This window comes from Pantoea sp. SO10, from assembly GCF_005281435.1.
GTDB lineage: Bacteria > Pseudomonadota > Gammaproteobacteria > Enterobacterales > Enterobacteriaceae > Pantoea > Pantoea leporis.
The window spans coordinates 164,636-191,439 of sequence record NZ_CP040095.1; the positions used below are offsets into that span (position 1 = coordinate 164,636).

Here is a 26,804-nt window from a genome sequence, read left to right on the forward strand (position 1 = left end):
TGACTGTGACAGAGATTCGTTTGTTTTTTCAGCAATCAGACTTTTCTGTAGCAGAATTCGGAATAGGGATATACGGCAATGGCGGGTGTTTTGCATATTGTTGTCCACGATTTTAGCTGAGAGCATTAACGTGAATTTACTCACTATGAGTACTGAGCTTGGTTTAGTTTTTCTTTTTACTTTAGTGTTCCTGTTTTTTGCTCGCAAAGCAGCTAAAAAAATTGGGCTTGTGGACACACCAAACTCCAGAAAAAGGCACCATGGCGCCATTCCGTTAGTTGGCGGCATTTCCGTGTACGCGGGAATCTGCTTCGCTTTTGCCATTTCAAATTATTATCTGCCGCACGCGATGCTGTATCTGAGTTGCGCGGGCGTATTGGTGCTGGTTGGCGCACTGGACGATCGCTTCGATATCAGCGTAAAAATTCGCGCGCTGGTGCAGGCGGCGGTTGCCATCGTGATGATGGTCGGCGCCAAACTCTATTTGCTCAGTCTGGGCTTTATTATCGGGCCGGTTGAGTTAATTGTCGGTCCCTTTGGCTACGTATTGACGCTATTCGCCGTATGGGCCGCCATCAACGCGTTCAATATGGTGGATGGGATTGATGGCCTGCTTGGCGGCCTCTCCAGCGTCACTTTCGCCGCCATCGGCATCATTCTCTATTTCGACGGCCAGACCAGCCTCGCCATGTGGTGCTTCGCGATGATCGCCGCCACCATTCCTTATATCCTGCTTAATCTCGGCTTGATTGGCCGTCGCTACAAAGTGTTTATGGGCGATGCCGGTAGCACCATGATCGGTTTCACCATCATCTGGATTCTGCTGGAAACCACCCAAGGCCTGAGCCATCCGATCACGCCCGTCACCGCGCTGTGGCTGATCGCGATTCCGCTGATGGATATGGTGGCGATTATGTATCGCCGTTTGCGCAAAGGCATGAGCCCGTTTTCCGCTGACCGCCAGCACATCCACCATTTAATTATGCGCGCCGGATTCACGTCACGTCAGGCGTTCCTGCTGATTACCGTCGCCGCCGCGCTTCTGGCGGGTATTGGTGTGCTCGGCGAGTATCTGGCTTTCATCCCGGAATGGGTGATGCTGGTGCTGTTCATGATGGCATTCCTCCTTTATGGCTATTGCCTGAAACACGCATGGCGCGTGGCGCGCAAAATCCGTCGCATAAAACGTCGCTGGCAAAGCAGCGAAGATAAAAAATAAATTACCCAGAAAGTACCCTGATAAGGATTTTGTTATGACCTCTGTCGTTGTGGAGAACGAACTGGATATACGTGGCCTTGGCTGCACACTCTGGCGTGGTAAACGCTGGATTATCGGTCTGGCGCTGCTGTTTGCGCTGGTTGCCTGGTTAGCATCGATGTTAATGAAGCAGGCGTGGAGCACCACGGCGGTGACCGATCGTCCAACGGTCAATATGCTGGGTGATTTCTTCGTACAGCAGCAATTCCTCAATAATCTGGATGTGCGCACCAATACGCTCAATCTCAGTTCGCCAGCGCCGACCGTGATGGATGAGGTTTATCAGGAGTTCACCATGCAGCTGGCATCATGGGATACGCGCCGTGATTTCTGGCAGCAGACCGAATACTTCAAAAGCCGCAAAAGCGGTAACGCGCACAACGATGCGGCGCTGCTCGACGACCTGATCACCAACATTCAGTTCACCGCTGCCGACCCGGCGCGCAATATCTTAGATAACATTAAGCTGGTCGCCGAAACCGCCAGCGATGCTAACAATCTGCTGCGTCAATATATTGCCTACGCCAGCGAGCGTGCGGCGCGTCATCTTAATGCGGAGCTGAAAGGCGCCTGGCAGGCGCGCAGCGTGCAGCTGGCGTCGCAGGTTAACCGCCAGCAGGAAGTGGCGCAGGCGGTATTTGAACGTCAACGTCAGCGCATCGAGCAGGCGCTGAAAGTGGCGAGCGAGCAGGGGATTAAAGAGAACCGCGCGCCGGCAACCGGCGAAGCGCTGCCAGACAGCGATCGTTTCCTGCTGGGTCAGCAAATGCTGCAGGCGCAACTCGACACCTTGCAAGCCAGCGGGCCTGCTTACGATTTAAGCTATGATCAAAATAAAGCGATGCTGAGTACGCTGCAGGCCGGTCCGCGTCTGGATAAACAATTTCAGACTTACCGCTATTTGCGCACCCCGGAAGAGCCGGTGTCGCGCGATAGTCCGCGCCGCCTGTTTATGATGATCATGTGGGGCGTGATTGGCGCGCTGGTCGGTGCGGGAGTGGCGCTGGTGCGTCGTCCGCGTTCAACGTTAGCAACGAGCCATTAAGAGAAGCCACGTGAAAGTTCTGACGGTATTTGGCACGCGTCCTGAAGCGATCAAAATGGCTCCGCTGGTGCAGGCGCTGGCGCAGGATGCTGCGTTCGAGTCACGCCTATGCGTCACCGCACAACATCGTGAAATGCTCGACCAGGTGCTGCGTTTGTTCCAGCTGCAGCCTGATTATGATCTGAATATCATGCGCCCGGAGCAAGGGCTGACGGAGATCACCAGCCGCATACTGCAGGGCATGAAAACCGTACTCGCTGATTTCCAGCCGGATGTGGTGTTAGTGCACGGCGATACCACCACCACGTTTGCGGCCAGCCTGGCGGCGTTTTATCACCAGATTCCGGTGGGTCACGTAGAAGCGGGATTGCGTACCGGCAACCTGATGTCGCCGTGGCCGGAAGAGGCCAATCGCACGCTCACCGGCCATCTCGCCAGTTATCACTTCACGCCCACGCAAAATTCGCGACAAAATCTGCTGCGCGAGAATCTGCCGGATGCGCGCATTTTCGTGACGGGCAACACGGTGATTGATGCGCTGCTGTGGGTGCGTGATCGCGTGCTGGACGATGCCGATCTCAATGCCCGCCTCGCCGCGCGCTATCCGTTCCTCGACGCTGACAAAAAACTCATTCTGGTCACGGGGCATCGCCGCGAAAGTTTTGGCGACGGCTTTGAACGCATTTGCAGTGCGCTGGCGCAAATCGCGCGCCAGCATCCGCAGGTGCAAATTGTCTATCCCGTGCACCTCAATCCCAACGTCAGCGAGCCGGTTAACCGTATTCTCAGCGGCATCGAGAATATCATCCTGATTGAGCCGCAAGAGTATCTGCCGTTTGTCTGGCTGATGAATCGCTCATGGCTGATTCTCACCGACTCCGGTGGCATTCAGGAAGAAGCGCCGTCATTAGGCAAACCGGTGCTGGTGATGCGCGATACCACCGAGCGTCCGGAAGCGGTGGACGCAGGCACGGTGAAACTGGTCGGCACCGATATCAGTAAAATTGTTGCTGAAGTCAGCGTGCTGTTGCAGGACGATGAAGCCTGGCAGGCAATGAGTCGCGCGCACAATCCGTATGGCGATGGCCATGCCTGCGCGCGCATCTTGCAGGCCCTAAAACAACACAGAGTGTAACCATGCGTTTTGAAACCATTTCCGTTATCGGACTGGGCTACATTGGGCTGCCAACGGCAGCCGTTTTTGCCTCAAAGGGAAAGAAAGTCGTTGGGGTGGATATTAATGTCCGCGCCGTTGAAACCATCAATCGTGGCGATATCCATATCGTGGAACCCGAGTTGGGTGATGTGGTGCGCGAAGCCGTGCGTGCCGGTCATCTACGTGCGACTACACAGGCCGAAGCCGCCGATGCATTCCTGATCGCCGTGCCCACGCCGTTTATCGGCGACCATCAGCCGGATCTCAGCTATGTGCAGGCCGCGGCGCTGTCGATTGCACCCGTGTTAAAAGCGGGCGATCTGGTGATCCTCGAATCGACGTCGCCGGTGGGCGCCACCGAGCAAATGGCGGAATGGCTGGCGGCGGCGCGTCCCGATTTGCGTTTCCCGCAGCACGGTGATGCGTGCGATGTGTTTATCGCTTACTGCCCGGAGCGCGTGTTGCCCGGCAAAGTGATGGTTGAACTGCTGGAAAACGATCGCGTCATTGGTGGCATGACGCCAGCCTGTTCCGCACGCGCCAGCGAGCTGTACCGCATTTTCCTGCGCGGCGCGTGTGTGGAAACCAATGCGCGTACCGCCGAGATGTGCAAATTGACAGAAAACAGCTTCCGCGATGTGAATATCGCCTTTGCCAATGAGCTGTCGCTGATTTGCGCCGAGCAGGGCATCAACGTGTGGGAGCTGATTGCGCTGGCGAATCGCCATCCGCGCGTCAACATCCTGCAACCCGGACCGGGCGTCGGCGGGCACTGTATCGCCGTCGATCCGTGGTTTATCGTGGCGCAGAATCCAGAACAGGCGCGACTGATTCGCACCGCACGTGAAGTGAATGATGCCAAACCGGGCTGGGTGCTGGATCAGGTAAAGCAGGCGGTAGCAGAGTGCCTCACCGCCAGCGGCAAACGCGCCAGCGATGTCACCATTGCCTGCTTTGGTCTGGCCTTCAAACCGAATATTGACGATCTGCGCGAAAGTCCGGCGATGAGCGTCGCCCATCGGATTGCCGAGTGGCACAGCGGCGCAACCTGGGTGGTTGAACCGCATGTGGAAGACATTCCGCAACGTCTGGCGCACGAAGCCACGCTGGTTGCCACGGAAGTTGCGCTGCAGCAGGCGGATATTCTGGTGATGTTGGTTGATCACGCACAGTTCCGCGCGATTGATGCGGCCCAGATTGCCCAGCCGTGGATTGTTGATACCAAAGGCGTTTGGCGATGAAACAGTTTCTGGTGACCGGCGGGGCAGGATTTATCGGTTCTGCGCTGGTACGTTTTCTGCTTGAAAACACTGAACACCGCGTGGTGGTGGTCGATAAGCTGAGCTATGCCGGCAATCTGGCGTCGCTGGCGCCGGTGCAACAGAATGCACGTTTCGCCTTCGAACAGGTGGATATTTGCCATCGCGCTGAGCTGGATCGCGTCATGGCACACTATCAACCGGATTGCATTATGCATCTGGCGGCAGAAAGTCATGTTGACCGCTCGATCGATGGACCTATCGCCTTCATCGAAACCAATATTGTCGGCACCTATCAGCTGCTGGAAGCGGCGCGTCATTACTGGAATGGCATGGCAGATGAACGCAAAAAAGGCTTCATTCTGCATCATATCTCCACTGATGAAGTGTTTGGTGACCTGCACGGTAGCGACGATTTCTTTACCGAAACCACGCCGTATGCGCCGAGCAGCCCCTATTCGGCGACCAAAGCCAGCAGCGATCATCTGGTGCGCGCCTGGCTGCGCACCTACGGTTTGCCGGTCATCATCACTAACTGCTCCAACAATTACGGACCGTATCATTTCCCGGAGAAGCTGATCCCACTCACCATCATTAATGCGCTGGCGGGCAAACCGCTGCCAGTGTATGGCAACGGCAGCCAAATACGCGACTGGCTATATGTAGAGGATCACGCGCGGGCGCTGTATAGCGTGGTGAGCAGCGGCAAAGTAGGGGAAACCTACAATATTGGTGGTCATAACGAGCGACGTAACCTTGAAGTGGTGGAAACGCTGTGCGATCTGCTGGATGAGTTGGCGCCGCAGCAGCGTGCACCGCACCTGAGCCGCTACCGTGACCTGATTACCTTTGTTAGTGATCGTCCCGGCCACGACCAGCGCTACGCCATCGACGCCAGTAAAATTGAGCGTGAGCTGGGTTGGACGCCGCAGGAAACCTTTGAGAGCGGCATTCGTAAAACCGTGCAATGGTATCTGGCAAACCCGCAATGGTGGCAGGCAATACTTAACGGCAGCTATCGCGGTGAGCGTCTGGGATTAGCCACGCCGCGTTAAACGCACTTCAGAAGGAGCAGCGATGAAAGGCATTATTTTAGCCGGAGGTTCGGGCACGCGTTTGCATCCGATTACCCGCGCCATCTCGAAACAGCTGTTGCCGGTATATGACAAACCCATGATTTACTATCCGCTGTCGGTACTGATGCTGGCAGGGATTCGCGAAATTTTGATCATCACCACGCCAGAAGATCGCGCCCATTTTGAACGCTTACTGGGCGACGGCAGTGAATTTGGGATTCAGCTAACCTATGCAGAACAACCCAGTCCTGATGGGCTGGCGCAGGCATTTATCATTGGCGAAAGTTTTATTGGTGACGATCACTGTTGTCTGGTGCTGGGCGACAATCTCTATTTCGGCCAGGGTTTCAGCCCCAAGCTGAAGAAAGTGGCCGCGCGCAGCAGCGGCGCGACCGTCTTTGCTTATCAGGTGATGGATCCGGAGCGTTTTGGCGTGGTGGAGTTTGATGACGACTTTAACGCGCTCTCCATTGAGGAAAAACCGCAGCAGCCAAAATCGCGCTGGGCGGTCACCGGACTCTATTTTTACGACAACCGCGTGGTGGAGTTTGCCAAACAGGTGAAACCTTCCGAGCGCGGTGAGCTGGAAATCACCGCCATCAACCAAATGTATCTCGATCAGGGCGAGCTGGCGGTGGAGTTGCTGGGGCGCGGATTTGCCTGGCTGGATACCGGCACGCACGACAGCCTGATTGAGGCGAGTATGTTTGTGCAGACGGTGGAAAAACGGCAGGGCTTTAAAATTGCCTGCCTGGAAGAGATTGCATGGCGTAACGGCTGGCTGAGCGATGCCCAGCTTTTAGCCGCGGCTCAGGCGCTAACCAAAACCGGCTACGGCCAGTATCTGCTGGATGTTCACAATGCCCGTCCGCGTCAATATTGATTCCCTTACGTGGGAAAATGAGTTCTTCGGTCAGAACAGCGCGCGCTTATCGCTGGATGGCGATTTGGTGCTGGCCGAGGCCCTTCAGCAGCCGTATGCGCTGTGGCAAGTGAAGGTGCCCGCTGAACGCGTTGATGCCATCGATGCGCTGAGCCAGCATGGTTTTCAGTTAGTGGAAGGCGAAGCTGACCTTTCCCTCAGCATCAAACATACCGAGCGGCAAGTTGGCGTGCGCATTGCGCGGGAAGCACAAATCCCGGCACTGCGTGAAGCGGCTGCGCAGGCGTTTAGCCAAAGTCGCTTCCGCGCGCCGTGGTTTGCTGCGGCGGACAGCGGACGTTTCTACGCGCAGTGGATTGAAAATGCGGTGCGCGGCACCTTTGATAATCAATGTCTGGTGGCCTGCGATGAGCAGGGCGCGCTGCAAGGTTTCGTCTCGATGCGCGAAGTGGACGGCGACATGCGCATCGGTCTGCTGGCGGTATTGCCCGCCGCACAAGGTTGCGGCGTCGGCCAGCGCTTACTGCTTGCTGCCGCCGACTGGGGCCGCGTGCGTCAGCTAACGCATCTGCGCGTGGCGACCCAGCTCAGTAATCTCACGGCGATGCGCCTCTATTTACGCAGCGGTGCGCGGCTGGAAAGCACCGCTTACTGGTTCTACAGGAAAGTCTCATGATCCCATTTAATGCGCCGCCGATTGTCGGCAGCGAAGTTGAATATATGCAGTCGGCGATGGCCAGCGGCAAGCTGTGCGGCGATGGCGGCTTTACTCGCCGCTGCCAGCAGTGGATGGAACAGCATTTCGGCAGCAAAAAAGTGCTGCTGACGCCATCCTGCACCGCGTCGCTGGAGATGGCGGCGCTGCTGATTGACCTGCAGCCTGGCGATGAAGTGATCATGCCGAGTTACACCTTCGTCTCCACCGCCAACGCCTTTGTGCTGCGCGGCGCGACCATTGTGTTTGTCGATGTGCGCCCCGATACGCTAAATATCGATGAAACGCTGATTGAAGCGGCGATCACGCCGAAAACCCGCGCCATCGTGCCAGTGCATTACGCGGGCGTGGCCTGCGAGATGGACAGCATCATGGCGCTGGCGGCGAAGCATAAACTCTATGTTATCGAGGATGCCGCGCAAGGCGTGATGTCGCAGTACAAAGGACGCGCGCTCGGCACCATTGGTCACATTGGCTGCTTTAGCTTTCACGAAACTAAAAATTACACCGCCGGCGGTGAAGGCGGCGCAACGCTGATCAATGACGCGAAGCTGGTGGATCGTGCCGAGATCATTCGTGAAAAAGGCACCAACCGCAGCCAGTTTTTCCGTGGTCAGGTAGATAAATATACCTGGCGCGATATTGGCTCCAGCTATTTGATGGCGGATTTGCAGGCGGCCTATTTGTGGGCGCAGCTGGAAGCGGCGGAGCAAATTAATCAGCAGCGTTTGCGTTTGTGGCAACGCTACTACGATGCGCTGCAGCCGCTGGCTGCTGCCGGCCGTATTGAGCTGCCGGTGGTGCCAAAAAATTGCCGCCACAATGCACATATGTTCTACATCAAGCTGCGCGACAGCGACGATCGTCAGGCGCTGATCAACTGGATGAAAGAGGCGGAAATCCTCACGGTGTTCCATTACATCCCGCTGCACTCGTCGCCAGCGGGTGAACGTTTTGGCCGCTTCCACGGTGATGATGCCTTTACCACGCGTGAAAGCGAGCGCCTGCTGCGCTTGCCGCTGTTCTACAACTTATCGGATAACAACCAGCGTACGGTGATCAGTTCGCTGCTGAGTTTCTTTGCCTGATGTCATTAGCAAAAGCGTCAGTCTGGACCGCGTCTTCCACGCTGGTAAAAATCGTTGCTGGCCTGCTGGTGGTGAAACTGTTAGCGGTAAGCTTCGGACCCGAAGGGATCGGGCAAGCCGGTAACTTCCGCCAGTTGATTACTGTACTCGGCGTATTGGCGGGCGCGGGCATCTTTAACGGCGTCACTACGTTAGTCGCGCAACATCAGCAACAGCCACAACAACTGCGCGCGGTGACCGGCACGGCTTCGGCGATTGTGCTCGGCTTTTCAACGCTGCTGGCGCTGGTGTTTTTGCTGGCGGCATCGCCGATCAGCACGGCGCTGTTTGGTCATGCAGAATATGCCAACGTGGTGCGCATTGTTGCCTTTCTGCAACTCGGCATTGCCTGGGCCAACCTGACGCTGGCGTTGCTAAAAGGCTTCCGCGATGCGCGCGGCAATGCACTGGCGCTGATTGCAGGAAGTATCATTGGCGTGCTGGGTTATGTGCTGTGCTGGTGGCTGGGCGGCTATGCTGGTGCGTTAGTGGGATTGGCGCTGGTGCCGGCGCTGCTGGTGTTTCCGGCGTTGCTGATGCTGCGTCGCCATCGCGATCGGCTGCCGCTGAGCTGGCTGATGCCAGGCTGGCATCCTGACCTGGCGCGCAATCTGGCGAAGTTTACGCTGATGGCGCTGATCACCTCATTCACCTTGCCGGTGGCGTGGGTGATGATGCGAAATCTGCTGGCCGAGCAGCAAGGTTGGGCGCAGGTCGGTTTATGGCAGGGCGTGACCAGTATTTCCGATGCCTACCTGCAATTTATCACCGCCACCTTTAGCGTCTGGCTGCTGCCCACGCTGGCGCGGCTGGAGCAGAAACCGCAAGTCGCCCGTGAGATTGGGCGTGCGCTGCGCTTTGTGTTACCTGCCGTCGCAGCGGCCAGTTTCTGCGTATGGCTGCTGCGCGATGTCGCTATCTGGCTGCTGTTTTCGCCGCAGTTCAGCGCGATGCGTGACCTTTTCATCTGGCAGTTGTGTGGTGATGTGTTTAAAGTCGGCGCCTATGTTTTCGGATATCTGGTGATCGCCAAAGCGTCACTGCGCTTCTATATTCTGACGGAAATCAGCCAGTTTGCACTGCTGACCGGTTTTTCCCATTGGCTGATTCCGCTGCACGGTACCGCTGGAGCCGCGCAGGCTTACATGGCAACCTACGTTCTCTATTTCGCCCTGTGTTGTGGCGCCTTCATGATTTATTGCCGGAAAAAATGACGACTTTTCACGTATTGGGATCGGATATCCCGCATCACAATCATACGGTGCTGCGCTTCTTTAATGACGTGATGAGCGCCGAGCTGCCTGGCGCTGCGCCGCGTCAGTTTATGGTGGTATCCAGCGCGCCCGAAACGCTGCAAGCGTATGCTTCATTGCAGATTGAAACCTTTGCCAGCAAGCGTGCGCTGGCGCAAGCGGTGGTGACGCGTGCTGCCGATCGCTCGCAGCGCTTCTTCTTTCACGGCCAGTTTAATCCCAGTATTTGGTTGGCCTTGCTGAGCGGCAAACTGCGTCGTCAGCAGGCGTTCTGGCATGTATGGGGCGCAGATCTCTACGAAGAAGGGCGCGGCCTTAAGTATCAGCTGTTTTATCTGCTGCGCAGAATGGCGCAAGGGCGCGTGGCGCGCGTGTTTGCGACGCGCGGTGATTTGCACCATTTCCAGCAGCGTCATCCGCGCGTTCCCGCCTCGCGGCTCTATTTCCCGACGCGCATGCCGGACGTGGCGCTGCCTGCGCCAGTGGAAAGCCCCGATTTCACTATTCTGCTCGGTAACTCCGGCGATCGCAGTAATCGTCACATTGCCGGTTTAAAGGCGATTCGAGCCCAGTTTGGTGAACAGGTGAAAATCGTCGTGCCGCTCGGTTATCCGCAGAATAATCACGCTTATATCGATGAGATTGCCGCCGCCGCACAGCGCCTGTTCCCGGCGGGGCAAGTGACGCTGCTGCGCGACAAGATCGACTTTGATGCCTATCTGACATTGCTTAGCCGCTGCCAGCTCGGCTATTTTATGTTCGAGCGCCAGCAAGGCATTGGTACGCTTTGCTTGCTGATTCAGGCCAATATTCCGTTTGTGCTGAACCGCAAAAATCCGTTCTGGCGCGATCTTAGCGAGCAAGGTTTGCCGGTGCTGTTTAGCGAAGATGCGCTGGATAGCGCCAGCGTGGCCGAAGCGCAACGGCAATTAGCGCAATGCGATCACTCTTCGATTGCCTTTTTTGCCCCCGGCTATGTGGCAGGCTGGCGCGACGCGCTAACCCTGAGTGAAAGGGAGAGAACATGAGCCTGATGCAGTTTAGTGGTCTGCTGGTGGTTTATCTGTGTTCGCTGGGTTTCATTCTGACCCTAACCTGGCGGGAATTTAAACGGGTGCGCTTCAACTTCCACCTGTTCTTCACCATTCTGTTTTTGTTGACCTTCTATTTCGGCTTCCCGCTGACCAGCGTGCTGGTATTCCGCTTTAACGTGGCGGTGGTGCCGCCGGAATATCTGCTGCAGGCGCTGCTGGCCGCTACCAGCTTTTATGCCATCTATTACGTTAGCTACAAGGTGCGGCTGCGGCCGGCCAATGCGCCTGCGCGCAAACCTTGGCTGCAGATGAACCGGGTTGAAACCCATCTGACCTGTCTGCTGCTGGCGCTGGTGGCAATTGGCACCGTGACGGTGTTCTTTATGCACAACGGCCTGCTGCTGTTCCGGCTTTCGGCTTACAACCAGATCTTCTCCAGCGAAGTGTCCGGCGTGGCGCTTAAACGCTTCTTCTACTTCTTTATTCCGGCGATGCTGATTCGCTACTTCCTCAAGCCAACCCAGCGTCAGTGGCTGTGGTTTTTGCTGGTGTCGGTGGCATTTGGCTTGCTGACCTACGCGCTGGTGGGCGGCACGCGCGCCAATATCATTATCGCGTTCGCGCTGTTCTTGTTTATTGGCATTACGCGCGGCTGGATCACGCTGTGGATGCTGGTTGGCGCCGGTGTGATGGCGATTGACGGTATGTTCTGGCTGGCGTTGCGTCGCTATAACCTCGACGTAGTGGGCGATGAAGCGTTTTATACCTTCCTTTATCTGACGCGCGACACCTTCTCGCCGTGGGAAAATCTGGCGCTGTTACTGCAAAACTACGACAAGATCGATTTTCAGGGGCTGGCACCGATTTGGCGCGATTTCTACGTGTTCATTCCCAGCTGGATGTGGCCGGGACGTCCAACAGCCATTCTTAACAGCGCTAACTACTTTACCTGGGAAGTGCTGAACAACCATTCCGGCTTGGCGATCTCGCCCACGCTATTGGGTTCGCTGGTGGTGATGGGCGGCGTGTGGTTTATCCCAATCGGTGCGGTGGCTGTCGGCCTGCTGATTAAAGGCTTCGATAACCTTTATCTGTATGGCCGCGATACCAGCAACCGTTACAGCGGGGCGATTTTGCAGAGTTTCTGCTTCGGCGCGGTGTTTAATATGATCGTGCTGGCGCGTGAAGGGCTGGATGCTTTCGGCTCGCGCGTGGTGTTCTTTTGTCTGATTTTTGCGGCCTGTATATGGGCGGCTAAATTGCTTTACTGGCTGTTGGCGCGCGCGGGGTTGATTCGTCCGCGCAGCGAGCCGGTTTTACACAGCCCTTCTTAACCTTTGGGCACAACGGGAAATTCATACCATGGAAACCGATAAGCCGCGCTATAGCCTGCGCGGAGTCGATCTTCACGCCTTCAACGATATGGCGAGCTTTCTGCGCTTTCTGCTGCCCGAGGGTAAACCGCGTTGCGGCACGCTGGTGGCGATGAATGCCGAGAAAATGCTCACGCTGGAAGAAGATGCGCAGCTACGCGCACTGATCGCTGAGGCTGAGTTCAAATATCCGGATGGCATCAGCATCGTCCGTTCGCTACGTAAGAAGTATCCTCAGCTGCAGGTGAACCGCATTGCAGGCGCGGATTTATGGGAAGCGTTGATGGAGAGTGCAGGGCGTAGCGGCATTCCGGTGTTTCTGATTGGTGGACGTCAGGCGGTGCTGCAGGAAACCTGCGACAAGCTGCGCCGACAGTGGAATGTGAATATCGTTGGCAGTCAGGATGGTTACTTTGCGCCTGAAGCGCGCGACGCGCTGTTTGCCCGCATCGCCGCGAGTGGTGCGCAGATTGTCACGGTGGCGCAAGGTTCGCCGCGCCAGGAGCTGTTGATGCGTGATTGCCGCGCCCATTGGCCGCATGCGCTCTATATGGGCGTTGGTGGCACTTACGATGTGTTTACTGGGCACGTTAAGCGCGCGCCCGTTTGGTGGCAAAAGTCCGGACTGGAATGGCTTTATCGCCTTATTCGTCAGCCTTCGCGTCTGCGTCGCCAATTAAAGCTGCTGAAATACTTACGCTACCACTGGCGGGGCGACCTCTGAAATTGCTGGTTTTTCCAGCGAAAATGAGAGGGTAAGCGCCTCAAACTGCTGTAATTATCGATGGAATGCACAAAGCGTAATCAAACGCGTTTTTTTTCTAAAAAAGGGCTGGACAGTATGAGGTCAAGCCCGTAGTATGCCCATCCGCAACGGCGCTACGCGCCCGTAGCTCAGCTGGATAGAGCGCTGCCCTCCGGAGGCAGAGGTCTCAGGTTCGAATCCTGTCGGGCGCGCCATTTAGTTTGTGCGCAAGAGCTTCGGTGGTTGGTTAGACCGCGTTATGCAGTGAATTAGTAAGCGAAACACGCTTACGCACCAGAATTATGGTGGCTATAGCTCAGTTGGTAGAGCCCTGGATTGTGATTCCAGTTGTCGTGGGTTCGAGTCCCATTAGCCACCCCAGATTTTGCTCGGTCACGCGATGGTGGCGGAATTGGTAGACGCGCTAGCTTCAGGTGTTAGTGTTCTTACGGACGTGAGGGTTCAAGTCCCTCCCTTCGCACCAGGCAAAATTACGCTGTAGCGTTAAAGAAGTAAAAAATCGGCGAGTAGCGCAGCTTGGTAGCGCAACTGGTTTGGGACCAGTGGGTCGGAGGTTCGAATCCTCTCTCGCCGACCATATTCGAAAAGCCTGCTTGAAAAAGCAGGCTTTTTTCGTTTGTATCCGCCATTCATATTCTCAACTCTTCCCATCATTTCCTTTGAGCGTAATTCCGCACATTGTCGCTATTTAGATACATATAAATCATTGATTTATATGGGCATGACAATTCCTTGCATAGCTTGTCGTTCTGCGGAGACAGCTTATTGAGTGATCGTCGCGTTTTACCGACAGTGGCTAACACCGGGATTGTGGCAGTAACTATATCCTCTTGATATTAGTTAACTTATTGCGCGTACTGCAATTTTGGCACGTCTTGTGCAATAATCTACCTGTAGATGCTCATTCCACCTCTTATGTTTGCTGATGCTACATAAACCTGGGAATGATGCAGAGCCCCTTACGGCATCCGTTGTCCAGCCTGGCAGTATTTGCGCACGCTTTACTGCAGTGAGAAGGACATTACGTTGAGTCGGATGCCATCAGTTGTCTTAACGACCTGATCTTACACCTGCTTATGGCAGGTGTTTTTTTGTCTGCAGTATATGACAGGCAAAAAAAAGCCGGGACAAGCCCGGCGTGCACAAAAGTAACAATCGTAAATCAGACGCTGGGATTGGTCTTCAGCGTCAGTAGCAGGCCTTCACGACGCATTTTGGCAGCGTCTTCCGGGCGATGCAGGCGGTCGTAAACATCGGCCAGCCAGGCATAATCAAACGCATCCGTACGCTGCGCCAGCGCTTGCTGGAACGCTTCTGCTGCCTGCTGCCATTCCCCATGACGCATCAGCAGCTGCCCCAGCGTGCTGTGCAGCAGCGGCGTGGCGCCATGCTGTTTAATCTGCTGACGCAGCGCTTTTTCCAGAGATTGCGGATCGCCACTTTTAATACGCGGCATCAGCAATACCAGACGATCGTCATATTGGCGTTTCAGACCTTCCAGCACGATGCTCTGTGCGGTATCCGGGTCGTCACACTCAATCAAATGTTCTGCCATAGCCACCTGCAAGGCGGTTTCCTGACGCGTTTTGCGGCTCTGGTTTTGCCACCATTTCTTCAAACCGTCGCTGCCTTGATCGGCCATCGCCTGGTTCATCAGGCCCAGCCAGGCTTGCTGCTGCAAGGCATCGCGCTGTGCTTCATCATTGATCTGCACTTTCTGCATCGCAGGCAGAATGTCGAGCAATGCGCCCCATGCGCCGGTACGAATATAGGCTTGTTCTGCCAGACGCAACACTTCCGGATGGCGCGGCGCGACTTCCAGCAGGCGATCAACGCCATGGCGTGCCGCATGATCTTCGTTGCGCGCCAGTTGCAGACGTACGCGTGTGATTTCAACCGGAATCGTGTCATTCACCGACAGCTCAGAAGCGCGCTCCAGATGCTGATTAGCACGGATTTCGTCACCGCGTTGCTGTGCCGCTTCGGCAGCCAGCAAGTAGTTTGCCACTGGCTGATCGGCGTGGTCGGCATTTTTCGACAGCAGTTTTTCGGCCTGTTTAAAGTCACCTTCCGCCAGTTTCATCAGCGCGCTTTGCGTGTGACGCTGCGCGCTACGGCGCTTGCGGCCGGTGAACCAGCCGCGTGTGCGTGCGCCGGTACGGAATAGGCGACGCAGAATCCATTCCACCAACAAAATCACCAGCAGGCTGAGGATCAAGATGATCGCCAGGCCGGTTACGCTGGTTTCAATGTTCCAGTTGTCGGTTTGGATCAGCACGTAGCCCTGATGGCCGGCTACCATCGGTCCAACCACAATGCCCGCAATCAGCAGCAGGAAAAGCACCAATACTTTCAGCATGGTTAGCCTCCTTGTTGATCAGCAGCAACCGATGGCTGAGCCAGCAAATTACGTACGCGGGTTTGCATCAGTTTTTCCAGCAGCGGCTGGCTTTCCAGCGTATCCGGCACATCCATTGAAATGCTTTGCTGGCTCAATTCATCCAGCTGTGCAAGGAAGGCTTTGGTGGCGGCATCGTTGGTGTCATACCAGGCGCGAACCCAGGTTGATACCGCATCGATAGACTGTTTGTAGATCTCATCCTGATGACGCGGTACGGCCTGAGCCGCAATCAGCAGGCGCGAACGAATGTTTTCGCGCAGGTAAACGTCCTGATTCGGTGCCAGCAGCGGCTGTGCGGTGTTGTCGCGGCGGCGGATGGTGATGAAATCATCCATAAAGTTATGCCAGCTTTTCACCAGATTTTGACGCCACTCGTGTAGCGAACTTGAGAGTTCACCGCCATCAGCGTCCATAGGCGAATCATCGCTGTCGTTGTCGGCCAGGCGTAGATTATCGACGCCGTTCGACAGCTGATTAAGCTTGAGGATGGTGCCGTCATAATCAACCTGGCTGACGGCGGAGAGTGAGCTGATGTCCTGCGTTAGCGCACGACGCACGTTCATCACACTCGGATCGTTCATGTCGGCCAGGCTGGAATCAGCACTTTTCAGTAACGCTGCCGCGGTAGTGACATCCTGATCGCTCCACAGTTTGCGGCCCGCCAGTTTGACGAGGTAGTCCGCTTGCGCCAGTAGCCAGGTACGCGTGTCGTTTCCAGAGATGGTAGCGACTTTATCACGCAGGGTTTCCAGCTCTTTTGCGCTGTTATCCTGCTGCGTGCGCGCCTGCTGCAAGGCGCTGTTGGCGCTATCCAGCTGTTGCGTCAGCTGCTGTTTGTCGCTGCCTAGTTGCTGCTGCAAGGCGCTCAGCTGCTCACTGAGATTCTGGTTAGTTTGAGCCTGTAAATCGGCCTGGTGTTTCCCATTAAGGTAAAGTCCCGCCCCAATCGCCAGCGCAATCACAATCGCCACGGCACTCAGCACCTTGCCATCGCCTTTTTTATCGCGAGGTGGTTTGGTTGCTGGCGAGGGAGAATTGTCCGCTGGGGTGGTTTCTTCAACCATGGCGGAGGAGGCTTTTTGTTCCGTCATTATGGCTCATCCCATTGTTAAGTTCAGCGTAACGCGCGCAGCAGCGCATCGTTATCGGCACCATCGGCTACATCAATGTCCTGCCAGCCTAATTCAGCGGCTTGCGTAGCCAAACGTTCACTGACGACCACAAGCCGACAGTGCAGTAACCATTCCCGACGATCAATTGGCGGAAACAGAGAAAAGAGTTGTTGTAACATTTCGCCGCTGGTTACCACCAGCGTTGTAATGCCGCGATCGCGCCAGCGTCGGCCTTCAGTCGCGCCGTTGTAGTGCTTTTCACAGCGCTGATAGCACTCGCAGTATTGCACCTCAACGCCGCGTTCAATCAGCGTTTCTGCCAGCAACTCGCGGCCCGGACTGCCGCGCAGAATCAGCGCGCGTTTGCCACTAACCTGCTGCAGACGGTTCAGGCGCACCAGCTCTTCGCTGGTCTCCCGCGCATGAGGATAGTCTACTTTGAGATTACTGACGGTATGCAGGGCTAAAGCGGTGCTGCGACCAATAGCATAGTAGTTGAGGGCTTCAGGCCAGGTTGTCGCGCTTTGCTGTAAAGCGGGCTCGGCGAAAGTAACGACCTGCTGCGACAGTAAAAACACCAGATCGCCTGGCTGTAACGCCGCAAGTTGGATTGGCAAATGGATAAGATCGCGACCCGGCGTAAATTCAATCAGCGGGAAGCCCCATGCCAGCTTGCCCAGGCTGCGCAAACGCGAGACCAGTTCAGTGGCGGCCGGTTCCGGGCGGGTCACGAGGATGGTCATACTGGCGGTTGACCTTGATACACTTCACGCAGAATGTCGCGCGCGCCGCCATCCAACAGCTCTTCGGCCAGCGAAACCCCCATTCTTTCGGCGTGATCGCGTGGACCGCGACGCTCGCCGACCACCATTTGACTGCCGTCCGGTGAGCCAACTAATCCGCGCAGCCACAGCTGATCGTCTTCCAGCACCGCGAAGCTGCCGATAGGCACCTGACAACCGCCTTCCAGCCGCGTGTTCATTGCGCGTTCGGCGCGGACGCACACGGCGGTATCGTCGTGATTCAACGCCTGTAGCAGCGTAATCAATTGCTCATCATCTGCGCGGCATTCAATGCCGACGGCGCCCTGACCCACGGCGGGCAGGGAGATCTCGGCAGGCATTGCCTGACGGATGCGATCTTCCAGACCTAAACGCTTCAAACCGGCCGCCGCCAGAATGATGGCGTCATATTCACCGGCATCAAGTTTGCCAAGACGCGTGCCGACGTTGCCGCGCAGTGAGCGAATCACTAAATCCGGACGACGGGCGCTCAGCTGGCACTGGCGACGCAGGCTGGACGTCCCGACAACCGCGCCTTGTGGCAGCTCATCAACACTGTTGTAACGATTGGAGACGAAAGCATCGCGCGGATCTTCACGCTCGCAAATGGTCACCAGACCGAGGCCTTGTGGAAAATCGATCGGCACATCTTTCATTGAGTGCACGGCGAGATCGGCGCGGCCTTCCAGCATTGCCAGCTCAAGCTCTTTAACGAACAGCCCTTTGCCGCCAACCTTTGCCAATGGCGTATCAAGGATGACATCACCTTTGGTGACCATCGGCAGCAACTCAACTTGCAGACCCGGATGAGCCGCCATCAGACGCTGTTGGACATATTGTGCCTGCCACAAAGCAAGGGGACTTTGTCTGGTAGCAATTCTGAAAATTTTGTTTAACATGCTGTTAACCATTTTGATCGTTCATCGAATATCCTATCATTGATAGGGGAATGCTGTCAGTTTCAACGGATTGAAAAGGCCGCGATGTCAGACTGCGCCTGGATCTTGCGGGTCGCAGTTTTATGTCGAAGTCTGAAAAAAGCAGGGCTACGGTCGGAACATGCTAAACTGTTAAGTAGCGCAACTTTCTTTACGGTCAATCCTCCGGGTGTTAGATTGATCACGTTTCCAGCAATTATTTGCCCGATATCTTTATTATTAAGCGGCAGAATGCGGAAACAGGGTGCTTAACACTGGGACAATCAGGCGAAACGTCTTGTACCTCTACATTGAGACACTGAAACAGAGACTGGATGCGATTAACCAGCTGCGTGTAGATCGCGCACTGGCTGCCATGGGGCCTGCTTTCCAGCAAGTCTACAGTCTGCTGCCAACATTATTGCATTACCATCATCCGCTGATGCCGGGCTACCTCGAAGGTAGCGTTCCGCATGGCGTCTGCCTTTACACGCCCGATGAAAATCAATTCCAGCTGCTGCAGAACTTAGCGGGCGGACAACCGCTCGATCTCACCGCCGCCGTCGCGGGCGAACGTCCAATTACCGGCATTTACTCAATGGGCAGCACCTCGTCGGTTGGGCAAAACAGCATTTCCGACCTCGACATCTGGGTATGCCACCAATCGTGGCTGGATAATGAAGAGCGCCTCAATCTGCAGCGTAAGTGTACGCTGTTGCAGAAATGGTGTGTGTCGATGGGTGTGGAAGTCAGCTTCTTCCTGATTGACGAGAACCGTTTCCGCCATAACGAAAGCGGTAGCCTCGGCGGTGAAGACTGCGGTTCTACCCAACATATTTTGCTGCTGGATGAGTTCTACCGTACCGCCGTGCGTATGGCGGGTAAACGCATCCTGTGGAATATGGTGCCTGGCGAAGAGGAGCACCATTACGACGATTACGTCATGTCGCTCTATTCACAAGGCGTACTGACGCCGAATGAGTGGCTGGATCTCGGCGGCCTTGGCACGCTGTCGGCGGAGGAGTACTTCGGTGCCAGCTTGTGGCAGCTGTATAAAAGTATCGACTCGCCGTATAAAGCGGTGCTGAAAACCCTGCTGCTGGAAGCCTACAGCTGGGAATATCCCGACACGCAGCTCTTGTCGATGGACATCAAGCAGCGCCTGCACGACGGCGAAATTGTCTCCTTTGGTCTCGATCCTTACTGCATGATGCTGGAGCGCGTGACGCGCTATCTCACCAGCGTTGATGACATGGCGCGCCTCGATTTAGTGCGTCGATGTTTCTATTTAAAAGTGTGTGAAAAGCTCTCGAGCGAAGATCACCATCATCAGCGCACCGGCTGGCGGCGCGAGATCTTATCGCAGCTGGTTAAAGAGTGGGGCTGGGATGAAGAGAAGTTAGCGGTACTGGATAACCGCGCGCAGTGGAAAATCGAACGGGTACGCGAAGCGCACAACGAACTGCTGGATGCGATGATGCAGAGCTATCGCAACCTGATTCGCTTTGCGCGTCGCAACAATTTAAGTGTCAGCGCCAGCCCGCAGGATATCGGCGTGCTGACGCGTAAACTGTATGCCGCGTTCGAGGCGCTGCCGGGTAAAGTCACTTTAGTGAACCCGCAGATTTCGCCCGATCTCTCGGAAGAGAATCTTACCTTTATTCATGTCCCGGCGGGCCGCGCTAATCGCGCCGGTTGGTATCTGTATAACCAATCGCCAGACATGAGTTCTATCATCAGCCATCAGCCGCTGGAATATAATCGCTATCTGAACAAGCTGGTGGCGTGGGCGTGGTTTAACGGTTTGCTGACCAGTAAAACGCGTCTGCATATGAAGGGCAACGATCTGTGCGATCTACCGCGTCTGCAGGAACTGGTTAACGATGTGTCGAGCCACTTCCCGCTGCGCGTGCCAGCACCGACGCCCAAAGCGCTCTACAGCCCGTGCGAAATTCGTCACTTAGCGATTATCGTTAACCTGGAACACGATCCTACCTCCGCATTCCGCAATCAGGTGGTGCATTTCGATTTCCGTAAGCTGGATGTGTTCAGCTTCGGTCAGCAGCAGCAATGTTTGATTGGCAGCATCGATCTGCTCTATCGCAACTCGTGGAATGAAGTGCGTACGCTGCACTTCAATGGCGAGCAGGCGATGATTGAGGCGCTGAAAACCATTCTCGGCAAAATGCATCAGGATGCAGCGCCGCCGGATACGGTGGAAGTATTCTGCTACAGCCAGCATCTGCGCGGTTTAATTCGTACTCGCGTGCAGCAGCTGGTTTCGGAATGCATTGAGCTGCGTCTGTCGAGCACGCGTCAGGAACCGGGCCGCTTTAAAGCGTTACGCATGGCGGGCCAAACCTGGGGCTTATTCTTCGAACGCATGAGCGTGTCGGTGCAGAAGCTGGAAAACGCCGTCGAATTTTATGGCGCGATTTCTAACAACAAGCTGCATGGTTTGTCGATTAAAGTGGAATCGAACCAGACGCCGTTGCCGCCGGTGGTGAACGGCTACGCCAGCGAAGGCATCATTCAGTTCTTCTTTGAAGATACTAATGACGATCGCGGTTTCAACATCTATATCCTCGACGAAACCAATCGCGTTGAGGTTTATCACCATTGCGAAGGCAGTAAAGAGGAGCTGGTGCGCGACGTGAGTCGATTCTATTCCTCGTCGCATGACCGTTTTACTTACGGCTCCAGCTTTATCAACTTTAACCTGCCGCAGTTCTACCAGATTGTGAACACTGGCGAACGTTTCCAGGTGATTCCTTTCCGCAGCCAAACGCTGACGCAGCTCTGCGCCACCCAGCCTGACAACGACAACGGCGACTTCCAGCCGCGCTACCAAATGCATTGATCCCGCCCGCGTTCGCGCGGCGGGATGCGCTGTTACTCTGACCTGCCGCAGGAAATGCGGCTATTTCCTGTTGCTTTTACAACGTCAACTGCGATGATAAGCAACCATGGCTTTAGGACAGAAGAGCAGACAGAATGATACGAGTGATGAGTCAGCTGGGTATGGCGCTGGCACTGGTCAGCCTGGTAGGCTGTGGCCTAAAAGGACCGCTATATTTCCCGCCGAAAGATCAGCCAAACAAGCCGAAACAGCAGGTCACCGCGCAGCAGCAAAAAGCGGCTCAGGATGCTGATGTCGGTGGTTTGGTCACCAGCAAGCCTGGTTCGCAGGCCAACTAAACTCTATGAGTAATCCGGCGGAGCAGAAAATGCAGTTCTCAAAAATGCACGGTCTCGGCAACGACTTTATGGTTGTGGATGCTGTGACGCAAAACGTCTTTTTTTCGCCGGAACTGATTCGCCGCCTGGCGGACAGAAATCTGGGGATCGGTTTTGATCAGCTACTGATCGTTGAACCGCCTTACGATCCGGATCTCGATTTCCATTACCGCATTTTCAACGCCGATGGCAGCGAAGTCGCGCAGTGCGGCAACGGCGCACGCTGCTTTGCCCGCTTTGTGCGTCTGAAAGGTTTGACCAATAAAAGCGACATTCGTGTCAGCACGCAAACCGGCCGCATGGTGCTCAGCGTCACCAATGATGAGCTGGTGCGCGTCAATATGGGTCAACCCAACTTCGAACCGCAAAGCGTGCCGCTCCGCGCGAATAAAGCAGAGAACCTTTATTTGCAGCGGGTGGCCGAGCAAACCGTGATGTTTGGTGCGGTATCGATGGGCAATCCGCACTGCGTGATTCAGGTAGAAAGCGTGAAAACCGCGCCGGTGGAAACGCTGGGCCCAGAGCTGGAAAGCCACGAGCGATTCCCGGAGCGCGCCAATGTCGGCTTTATGGAAGTGGTCAATCGTGAACACATCCGTCTGCGCGTGTATGAACGTGGCGCAGGCGAAACCCAGGCATGCGGCAGCGGCGCCTGCGCGGCGGTCGCCTGCGGTGTTCAGCAGGGCATTCTGGCGGAAAATGTCCGCGTCGATTTGCCGGGCGGCACGCTGCACATTGCCTGGAAAGGGGAAGGGCAACCGCTGTTTATGACCGGTCCAGCCACACACGTCTACGATGGGTTTATTCATCTATGAAAAATGTCGAAGAGCAAACCGAAAGCGAGGTTTTGCTGGACGATCAATCGGTAAGCGCATTTCTGCGTCAAAACCCCGATTTTTTTATTCGCAATGCGCGCCAGGTTGAACAGATGATGGTGCCGCATCCGGTACGCGGCAGCGTTTCGCTGGTGGAGTGGCATATGGCGCGGCAGCGCAACCACATCCAGCAGTTAGAAGAGGAGATCACGCTGCTGATGGAGCAGGCTACCGCCAACCATCAGCTGTTTGATCGCCTGCTGGCGCTACAAGGTCATCTCGCCGCCGCCGACAGCTTGCAAGAGATGCTAACGCGTCTGCACCGCTGGGCGCGCGAACTGGGTCTGGCCGGCGCACACGTACGCGTGTTCAATGACAAGTGGCACATCGGCGCACCCTCTGATTTCACCCAGCTCGGCTTGTCACGTCAGGCATTCGAACCGCTGCGCATTCAGCGCTTCGGCAATGAACATCACTATCTCGGCAGCCTGAACGGTCCGGAATTGCTACTGCTGTTGCCGCAGGCCAAAGCGATTGGCTCGGTAGCGATGTCGCTAATGGGCGAACGCGGCGAGCTGGGCATATTAATGTTCACCAGCCGCGATAATCAGCATTATCAGGCGGGCATGGGTACGCTGCTGCTGCAGCATCTGGCGCAAATGTTGCCGGATCTGCTGTCACGCTGGATTGAACGCGCATGAGTTACGTCAGTCCGCTGCTGCCGGCCGTGGATGACTTTCTGCGTTATCTCAAGGTCGAACGCCAGCTGAGTCCGCTGACGCAAAAGAATTACCGACGGCAATTGCAGGCGATTATAGCAATGGCCGATGAGATGAAGCTGACGAGCTGGTCGCAGCTGGAACCGGCGCAGGTGCGTAGCCTGGCGGCACGCAGCCGGCGGGGCGGTTTAGGCGCCAGCAGTCTGGCGCTGCGCATGTCGGCGCTGCGCAGTTTTCTCGACTGGCAAGTGCATCAGGGCATGCTGAGCGCCAATCCCGCTAAAGGCATCTCCACGCCGCGTAATGCGCGCCATCTGCCGAAAAACATGGATGTCGACGAAGTTAACCAACTGCTGGAGATCGATCTCAATGATCCGCTGGCGGTACGCGACCGCGCGATGCTGGAAACCATGTACGGCGGCGGTTTGCGTCTGTCTGAGCTGGTGAATATGGATTGTCGCCACATGGATTTGGAGGCCGGTGAAGTGCGGGTGCTGGGTAAAGGCAGCAAAGAGCGCCGCGTACCGATTGGCGGCACGGCGGTCACCTGGATTCAGCACTGGTTACCGCTGCGTGCTAGCTTTGCGCCGCAGGATGATGCGGTGTTTGTCTCCAGCCGCGGCAGCCGGATTTCGACGCGCAACGTGCAGAAGCGTTTTGCCGAATGGGGCATCAAGCAAGGCGTTGCCAGCCATATTCATCCGCATAAACTGCGCCACTCTTTTGCCACGCATTTGCTGGAATCGAGCGGCGATCTGCGCGCGGTACAGGAACTGCTCGGTCACGCCAATCTGGCGACCACGCAAATCTACACCCATCTGGATTTCCAGCATCTGGCGACGGTTTACGATGCGGCCCATCCGCGTGCCAAACGAGGAAAGTCTTAATGAAGTTTTATCGTCCGCTCGGCCCGATCAAAGCAATCACCTTTGATCTCGACGACACGCTGTATGACAACCATCCCGTCATTCGCAAAACCACTGCCGAATCGCACGCTGCGCTGCAGGCGTATCATCCAGCTCTGCGAGAATTCATCCCGGCGGATTATCAGGCGCTGCGCAATGAGTTGCTGGCGCGCGAGCCGGAAATTTATCACGACGTGTCTGAATGGCGTCGTCGCTCGGTGGAGCTGGCGCTGCTCAATGTCGGCTTATCCAAAGCGGAAGCCACCGCCGGTGCCAGCGACGTGATGAGCGTCTTCCATCAGTGGCGTAGTGAAGTTGATATGCCTGAAGAGACGCATCAAACGCTGACATGGCTGGGCGAGCGTGTGCCGCTGGTGGCAATCACCAACGGCAATGCCTGCCCGGAAAAGCTCGGCATCCATCACCACTTCCAGTTCGCGCTGCGTGCCGGTCCGCACGGTCGCGCCAAGCCGTGGCAGGATATGTATCATCTGGCCGCTGAGCGTTTGAACATCGCACCGCAGCACATTCTGCACGTCGGCGACGATCTCACCACCGATGTTGCCGGTTCGCTGCGTGCCGGTATGCAAGCCTGCTGGATCAATTTGCGTGAAGGCAATCTGATGAAGATCGACGATGCGCGTTTGCTGCCGCACGTTGAAATTGATCGGTTGGCATCTCTGACCTCGCTGCTATAATCCACACATGTAAATATATACAGCTCTATCCGCAGCAGTGTGGATTTGAGTTCATTTTCTTTCGCGAACGGTGCTTATGGACGTTTCTGATCTGCTTGACGGCTTGAATGACAAACAGCGCGAGGCGGTCGCCGCACCGCGCAGCAACCTGCTGGTGCTGGCCGGAGCAGGCAGTGGCAAAACCCGTGTGCTGGTGCATCGCATCGCCTGGCTGCTGTCGGTAGAGAACTGCTCGCCGTATTCGATTATGGCGGTTACCTTCACCAACAAAGCGGCGGCGGAAATGCGCCATCGTATCGATCAGCTGATCGGCACCAGCCAGGGCGGCATGTGGATTGGCACTTTCCACGGCCTGGCGCACCGTTTACTGCGCGCGCATCACCTTGATGCCGGCTTGCCCCAGGATTTCCAGATCCTCGACAGCGACGATCAGCTGCGTCTGCTGAAGCGCCTGATCAAAGCGATGAACCTTGATGAGAAACAGTGGCCTGCGCGTCAGGGCATGTGGTACATCAACGGCAAAAAAGATGAAGGCCTGCGGCCAAAACACATCGAAAGCTACGGCAATCCGGTTGAACAAACCTGGCTGCGCATCTATCAGGCGTATCAGGAAGCCTGCGATCGCGCCGGTTTAGTGGATTTCGCCGAGCTGCTGCTGCGCGCCCACGAACTCTGGCTGAACAAGCCGCATATCCTGAACCATTACCGTGAGCGTTTCAGCAACGTGCTGGTGGATGAGTTCCAGGATACCAACAACATTCAGTACGCGTGGATTCGCATGCTGGCGGGTGATAGCGGCCGCGTGATTATCGTCGGCGATGACGATCAGTCGATTTACGGCTGGCGCGGTGCGCAGGTGGAGAACATCCAGCGCTTCCTGCAGGATTTTCCCGGCGCGGAAACCATTCGCCTGGAGCAGAACTATCGCTCGACCAACAACATTCTGAAAGCGGCGAACACGCTGATCGCCAACAACAATGGCCGCCTCGGTAAAGAGCTGTGGACCGACGGCAGCGATGGTGAAAAGATCTCACTCTACTGCGCATTCAACGAGCTGGATGAAGCGCGCTTTGTGGTCAATCGCATCAAAAGCTGGCACGAGAACGGCAATGCGCTGCAGGATTGCGCCATTCTCTACCGCAGCAACGCCCAATCGCGCGTGCTGGAAGAGGCGCTGCTGCAAGGCAGCATGCCGTATCGCATTTATGGCGGCATGCGCTTCTTCGAGCGTCAGGAGATTAAAGATGCGCTGGCCTATCTGCGTTTAATGGCCAATCGCAATGACGATGCAGCCTTTGAGCGTGTGGTGAACACGCCGGTGCGCGGCGTCGGCGATCGTACCCTCGATGTGGTGCGCCAGACCGCGCGCGATCAGCAACTCACCTTGTGGCAGGCTACGCGCGAGCTGTTGCAGAACAAAGCCTTAGCCGGACGCGCCGCCTCGGCGCTACAACGCTTCTGCGAGTTGGTCGATTCACTGGCCAGCGAAACCGCCGAGATGCCGCTGCATGTGCAAACCGATCGCGTGATTAAAGACTCCGGTTTATGGGTGATGTACGAGCAGGAGAAGGGCGAGAAAGGCCAGGCGCGTATTGAAAACCTTGAGGAACTGGTCACGGCAACGCGCCAGTTCAGCTATCAGGACGAAGACGAAGATCTGATGCCGCTGCAGGCGTTCTTATCACATGCGGCGCTGGAAGCGGGTGAAGGTCAGGCCGACAAATGGCAGGACGCGGTGCAGCTGATGACCATGCACTCGGCGAAAGGGCTGGAGTTCAGCCAGGTATTTATCGTCGGCATGGAAGAGGGCATGTTCCCGAGCCAGATGTCGCTGGATGAAGGCGGTCGTCTGGAAGAGGAGCGCCGTCTGGCTTACGTTGGCGTGACGCGTGCCATGGTTAAGCTGACGCTTACCTATGCTGAAAGCCGTCGTCTTTATGGTAAGGAAGTGTATCACCGTCCATCACGCTTCATCGGCGAGCTGCCGGAAGAGTGCGTGGAAGAGGTGCGTTTGCGCGCCAGCGTCAGCCGTCCGGTGAGCCATCAGCGCATGGGCACGCCCATCGCGCAAAATGACAGCGGCTTCACGCTCGGCCAGCGCGTGCGTCACGCCAAGTTCGGTGAAGGCACCATCATCAACCTCGAAGGCAGCGGTGAACACAGCCGTTTGCAAGTGGCGTTTCAGGGCCAGGGCATCAAGTGGCTGGTGGCGGCTTACGCCCGTCTGGAAACGGTGTAGCGCGGTTGCGCTACCTTGACGACTTTTTCGTCTC

Annotated in this window: 23 protein-coding genes and 4 tRNA genes; 23 read left to right on the plus strand and 4 right to left on the minus strand. The window is 56.1% G+C overall.

Translation table 11 applies throughout. The annotated features are described in order from the left end of the window. Positions 1-145 precede the first annotated feature (145 nt). From wecA to FCN45_RS00800, 16 genes are all read left to right on the plus strand, one after another. A complete protein-coding gene (gene wecA, locus FCN45_RS00725; protein ID WP_101763775.1) occupies positions 146-1,219 on the plus strand; it encodes a UDP-N-acetylglucosamine--undecaprenyl-phosphate N-acetylglucosaminephosphotransferase in 1,074 nt (357 codons plus the stop codon). 34 nt (positions 1,220-1,253) lie between these two features. After that, entirely contained in the window at positions 1,254-2,303 is a 1,050-nt protein-coding gene (gene wzzE / locus FCN45_RS00730; protein ID WP_137384901.1) for an ECA polysaccharide chain length modulation protein, read from the plus strand. 10 nt (positions 2,304-2,313) lie between these two features. Beyond that, positions 2,314-3,438, plus strand: coding sequence for a non-hydrolyzing UDP-N-acetylglucosamine 2-epimerase (wecB, locus tag FCN45_RS00735; protein ID WP_137384902.1), 1,125 nt, complete (start codon positions 2,314-2,316; stop codon positions 3,436-3,438). Positions 3,439-3,440: 2 nt separating this feature from the next. Then, positions 3,441-4,700: a UDP-N-acetyl-D-mannosamine dehydrogenase gene (gene wecC / locus FCN45_RS00740; RefSeq protein WP_137384903.1), complete on the plus strand. Its 1,260-nt coding sequence runs from the start codon at positions 3,441-3,443 to the stop codon at positions 4,698-4,700. Further along, a complete protein-coding gene (gene rfbB / locus FCN45_RS00745; protein WP_137384904.1) occupies positions 4,697-5,773 on the plus strand; it encodes a dTDP-glucose 4,6-dehydratase in 1,077 nt (358 codons plus the stop codon). Before wecC ends, rfbB begins: the two co-directional genes overlap by 4 nt. 22 nt (positions 5,774-5,795) lie before the next feature. Then, positions 5,796-6,677 (plus strand): glucose-1-phosphate thymidylyltransferase RfbA, encoded by an 882-nt coding sequence (rfbA, locus tag FCN45_RS00750; RefSeq protein WP_137384905.1) that lies wholly within the window; start codon positions 5,796-5,798, stop codon positions 6,675-6,677. Next, the gene (gene rffC, locus FCN45_RS00755) at positions 6,655-7,353 is read left to right on the plus strand and encodes a dTDP-4-amino-4,6-dideoxy-D-galactose acyltransferase (RefSeq protein ID WP_137384906.1); all 699 of its coding nucleotides are present in this window, start codon (positions 6,655-6,657) and stop codon (positions 7,351-7,353) included. Before rfbA ends, rffC begins: the two co-directional genes overlap by 23 nt. Further along, positions 7,350-8,480: a dTDP-4-amino-4,6-dideoxygalactose transaminase gene (gene rffA, locus FCN45_RS00760; protein WP_008105756.1), complete on the plus strand. Its 1,131-nt coding sequence runs from the start codon at positions 7,350-7,352 to the stop codon at positions 8,478-8,480. The genes rffC and rffA overlap by 4 nt, the downstream gene beginning before the upstream one ends. Next, positions 8,480-9,733 carry a lipid III flippase WzxE gene (wzxE, locus tag FCN45_RS00765; protein ID WP_137384907.1) on the plus strand — a complete coding sequence of 418 codons (1,254 nt, stop codon included), beginning with the start codon at positions 8,480-8,482 and terminating at the stop codon, positions 9,731-9,733. Before rffA ends, wzxE begins: the two co-directional genes overlap by 1 nt. Continuing rightward, positions 9,730-10,800, plus strand: coding sequence for a TDP-N-acetylfucosamine:lipid II N-acetylfucosaminyltransferase (locus FCN45_RS00770; protein WP_137384908.1), 1,071 nt, complete (start codon positions 9,730-9,732; stop codon positions 10,798-10,800). Before wzxE ends, FCN45_RS00770 begins: the two co-directional genes overlap by 4 nt. Then, positions 10,797-12,140 (plus strand): ECA oligosaccharide polymerase, encoded by a 1,344-nt coding sequence (gene wzyE, locus FCN45_RS00775; RefSeq protein WP_137384909.1) that lies wholly within the window; start codon positions 10,797-10,799, stop codon positions 12,138-12,140. Before FCN45_RS00770 ends, wzyE begins: the two co-directional genes overlap by 4 nt. A 28-nt stretch (positions 12,141-12,168) precedes the next feature. Further along, a complete protein-coding gene (gene wecG, locus FCN45_RS00780) occupies positions 12,169-12,903 on the plus strand; it encodes a lipopolysaccharide N-acetylmannosaminouronosyltransferase (protein WP_101763764.1) in 735 nt (244 codons plus the stop codon). A 159-nt stretch (positions 12,904-13,062) separates the two neighbouring features. Then, positions 13,063-13,139, plus strand: a tRNA-Arg gene (locus FCN45_RS00785). Between the two features lie 90 nt (positions 13,140-13,229). Continuing rightward, positions 13,230-13,305 (plus strand) — tRNA-His (locus tag FCN45_RS00790). A 16-nt stretch (positions 13,306-13,321) separates the two neighbouring features. Next, positions 13,322-13,408, plus strand: a tRNA-Leu gene (locus FCN45_RS00795). Between the two features lie 37 nt (positions 13,409-13,445). Next, a tRNA-Pro gene (locus tag FCN45_RS00800) sits at positions 13,446-13,522 on the plus strand. A gap of 585 nt (positions 13,523-14,107) precedes the next feature. Here the strand turns inward: FCN45_RS00800 and hemY are convergent. From hemY to hemC, 4 genes are read right to left on the minus strand one after another with little or no spacing between them, the layout of a single operon-like run. Beyond that, positions 14,108-15,304 (minus strand): protoheme IX biogenesis protein HemY, encoded by a 1,197-nt coding sequence (gene hemY / locus FCN45_RS00805; RefSeq protein WP_137384910.1) that lies wholly within the window; start codon positions 15,302-15,304, stop codon positions 14,108-14,110. Between the two features lie 2 nt (positions 15,305-15,306). Further along, on the minus strand, positions 15,307-16,437 hold the full coding sequence (gene hemX / locus FCN45_RS00810; RefSeq protein WP_101763760.1) for a uroporphyrinogen-III C-methyltransferase: 1,131 nt from the start codon (positions 16,435-16,437) through the stop codon (positions 15,307-15,309). A 23-nt stretch (positions 16,438-16,460) separates the two neighbouring features. Next, positions 16,461-17,201 (minus strand): uroporphyrinogen-III synthase, encoded by a 741-nt coding sequence (gene hemD / locus FCN45_RS00815; protein ID WP_137384911.1) that lies wholly within the window; start codon positions 17,199-17,201, stop codon positions 16,461-16,463. Further along, positions 17,198-18,139: a hydroxymethylbilane synthase gene (gene hemC, locus FCN45_RS00820; RefSeq protein ID WP_101763931.1), complete on the minus strand. Its 942-nt coding sequence runs from the start codon at positions 18,137-18,139 to the stop codon at positions 17,198-17,200. Before hemC ends, hemD begins: the two co-directional genes overlap by 4 nt. 316 nt (positions 18,140-18,455) lie before the next feature. Between hemC and FCN45_RS00825 the strand changes: the two genes are divergently transcribed. The 7 genes from FCN45_RS00825 to uvrD all read left to right on the plus strand — a co-directional run bounded on the left by FCN45_RS00825 (position 18,456) and on the right by uvrD (position 26,770). After that, a complete protein-coding gene (locus FCN45_RS00825) occupies positions 18,456-21,017 on the plus strand; it encodes a class I adenylate cyclase (RefSeq protein ID WP_101763758.1) in 2,562 nt (853 codons plus the stop codon). Positions 21,018-21,151: 134 nt separating this feature from the next. Beyond that, the gene (locus tag FCN45_RS00830; RefSeq protein WP_101763757.1) at positions 21,152-21,355 is read left to right on the plus strand and encodes a lipoprotein; all 204 of its coding nucleotides are present in this window, start codon (positions 21,152-21,154) and stop codon (positions 21,353-21,355) included. A gap of 29 nt (positions 21,356-21,384) precedes the next feature. Further along, a complete protein-coding gene (dapF, locus tag FCN45_RS00835) occupies positions 21,385-22,209 on the plus strand; it encodes a diaminopimelate epimerase (RefSeq protein WP_137384912.1) in 825 nt (274 codons plus the stop codon). Next, positions 22,206-22,910, plus strand: coding sequence for a DUF484 domain-containing protein (locus tag FCN45_RS00840; protein WP_101763756.1), 705 nt, complete (start codon positions 22,206-22,208; stop codon positions 22,908-22,910). Before dapF ends, FCN45_RS00840 begins: the two co-directional genes overlap by 4 nt. After that, the gene (gene xerC, locus FCN45_RS00845; protein ID WP_137384913.1) at positions 22,907-23,815 is read left to right on the plus strand and encodes a tyrosine recombinase XerC; all 909 of its coding nucleotides are present in this window, start codon (positions 22,907-22,909) and stop codon (positions 23,813-23,815) included. The genes FCN45_RS00840 and xerC overlap by 4 nt, the downstream gene beginning before the upstream one ends. Further along, a complete protein-coding gene (gene yigB, locus FCN45_RS00850) occupies positions 23,815-24,531 on the plus strand; it encodes a 5-amino-6-(5-phospho-D-ribitylamino)uracil phosphatase YigB (RefSeq protein ID WP_137384914.1) in 717 nt (238 codons plus the stop codon). Before xerC ends, yigB begins: the two co-directional genes overlap by 1 nt. 76 nt (positions 24,532-24,607) lie before the next feature. Further along, entirely contained in the window at positions 24,608-26,770 is a 2,163-nt protein-coding gene (gene uvrD, locus FCN45_RS00855; RefSeq protein WP_101763753.1) for a DNA helicase II, read from the plus strand. The last annotated feature ends 34 nt before the right edge of the window (positions 26,771-26,804 follow it).

Excerpts from the sequence above, each read along its gene's own strand:
- rffA (WP_008105756.1), top strand. The coding sequence starts at position 7,350 with ATGATCCCATTTAATGCGCCGCCGATTGTCGGCAGCGAAGTTGAATAT.
- wecC (WP_137384903.1), top strand. The coding sequence starts at position 3,441 with ATGCGTTTTGAAACCATTTCCGTTATCGGACTGGGCTACATTGGGCTG.
- wecA (WP_101763775.1), top strand. The coding sequence starts at position 146 with ATGAGTACTGAGCTTGGTTTAGTTTTTCTTTTTACTTTAGTGTTCCTG.
- yigB (WP_137384914.1), top strand. The coding sequence starts at position 23,815 with ATGAAGTTTTATCGTCCGCTCGGCCCGATCAAAGCAATCACCTTTGAT.
- FCN45_RS00840 (WP_101763756.1), top strand. The coding sequence starts at position 22,206 with ATGAAAAATGTCGAAGAGCAAACCGAAAGCGAGGTTTTGCTGGACGAT.
- dapF (WP_137384912.1), top strand. The coding sequence starts at position 21,385 with ATGCAGTTCTCAAAAATGCACGGTCTCGGCAACGACTTTATGGTTGTG.
- hemX (WP_101763760.1), bottom strand. The coding sequence starts at position 16,437 with ATGACGGAACAAAAAGCCTCCTCCGCCATGGTTGAAGAAACCACCCCA.
- wzxE (WP_137384907.1), top strand. The coding sequence starts at position 8,480 with ATGTCATTAGCAAAAGCGTCAGTCTGGACCGCGTCTTCCACGCTGGTA.
- wzyE (WP_137384909.1), top strand. The coding sequence starts at position 10,797 with ATGAGCCTGATGCAGTTTAGTGGTCTGCTGGTGGTTTATCTGTGTTCG.
- rffC (WP_137384906.1), top strand. The coding sequence starts at position 6,655 with ATGCCCGTCCGCGTCAATATTGATTCCCTTACGTGGGAAAATGAGTTC.
- rfbB (WP_137384904.1), top strand. The coding sequence starts at position 4,697 with ATGAAACAGTTTCTGGTGACCGGCGGGGCAGGATTTATCGGTTCTGCG.
- hemY (WP_137384910.1), bottom strand. The coding sequence starts at position 15,304 with ATGCTGAAAGTATTGGTGCTTTTCCTGCTGCTGATTGCGGGCATTGTG.
- xerC (WP_137384913.1), top strand. The coding sequence starts at position 22,907 with ATGAGTTACGTCAGTCCGCTGCTGCCGGCCGTGGATGACTTTCTGCGT.
- FCN45_RS00770 (WP_137384908.1), top strand. The coding sequence starts at position 9,730 with ATGACGACTTTTCACGTATTGGGATCGGATATCCCGCATCACAATCAT.
- uvrD (WP_101763753.1), top strand. The coding sequence starts at position 24,608 with ATGGACGTTTCTGATCTGCTTGACGGCTTGAATGACAAACAGCGCGAG.
- wecG (WP_101763764.1), top strand. The coding sequence starts at position 12,169 with ATGGAAACCGATAAGCCGCGCTATAGCCTGCGCGGAGTCGATCTTCAC.
- hemD (WP_137384911.1), bottom strand. The coding sequence starts at position 17,201 with ATGACCATCCTCGTGACCCGCCCGGAACCGGCCGCCACTGAACTGGTC.
- hemC (WP_101763931.1), bottom strand. The coding sequence starts at position 18,139 with ATGTTAAACAAAATTTTCAGAATTGCTACCAGACAAAGTCCCCTTGCT.
- wzzE (WP_137384901.1), top strand. The coding sequence starts at position 1,254 with ATGACCTCTGTCGTTGTGGAGAACGAACTGGATATACGTGGCCTTGGC.
- FCN45_RS00830 (WP_101763757.1), top strand. The coding sequence starts at position 21,152 with ATGATACGAGTGATGAGTCAGCTGGGTATGGCGCTGGCACTGGTCAGC.
- rfbA (WP_137384905.1), top strand. The coding sequence starts at position 5,796 with ATGAAAGGCATTATTTTAGCCGGAGGTTCGGGCACGCGTTTGCATCCG.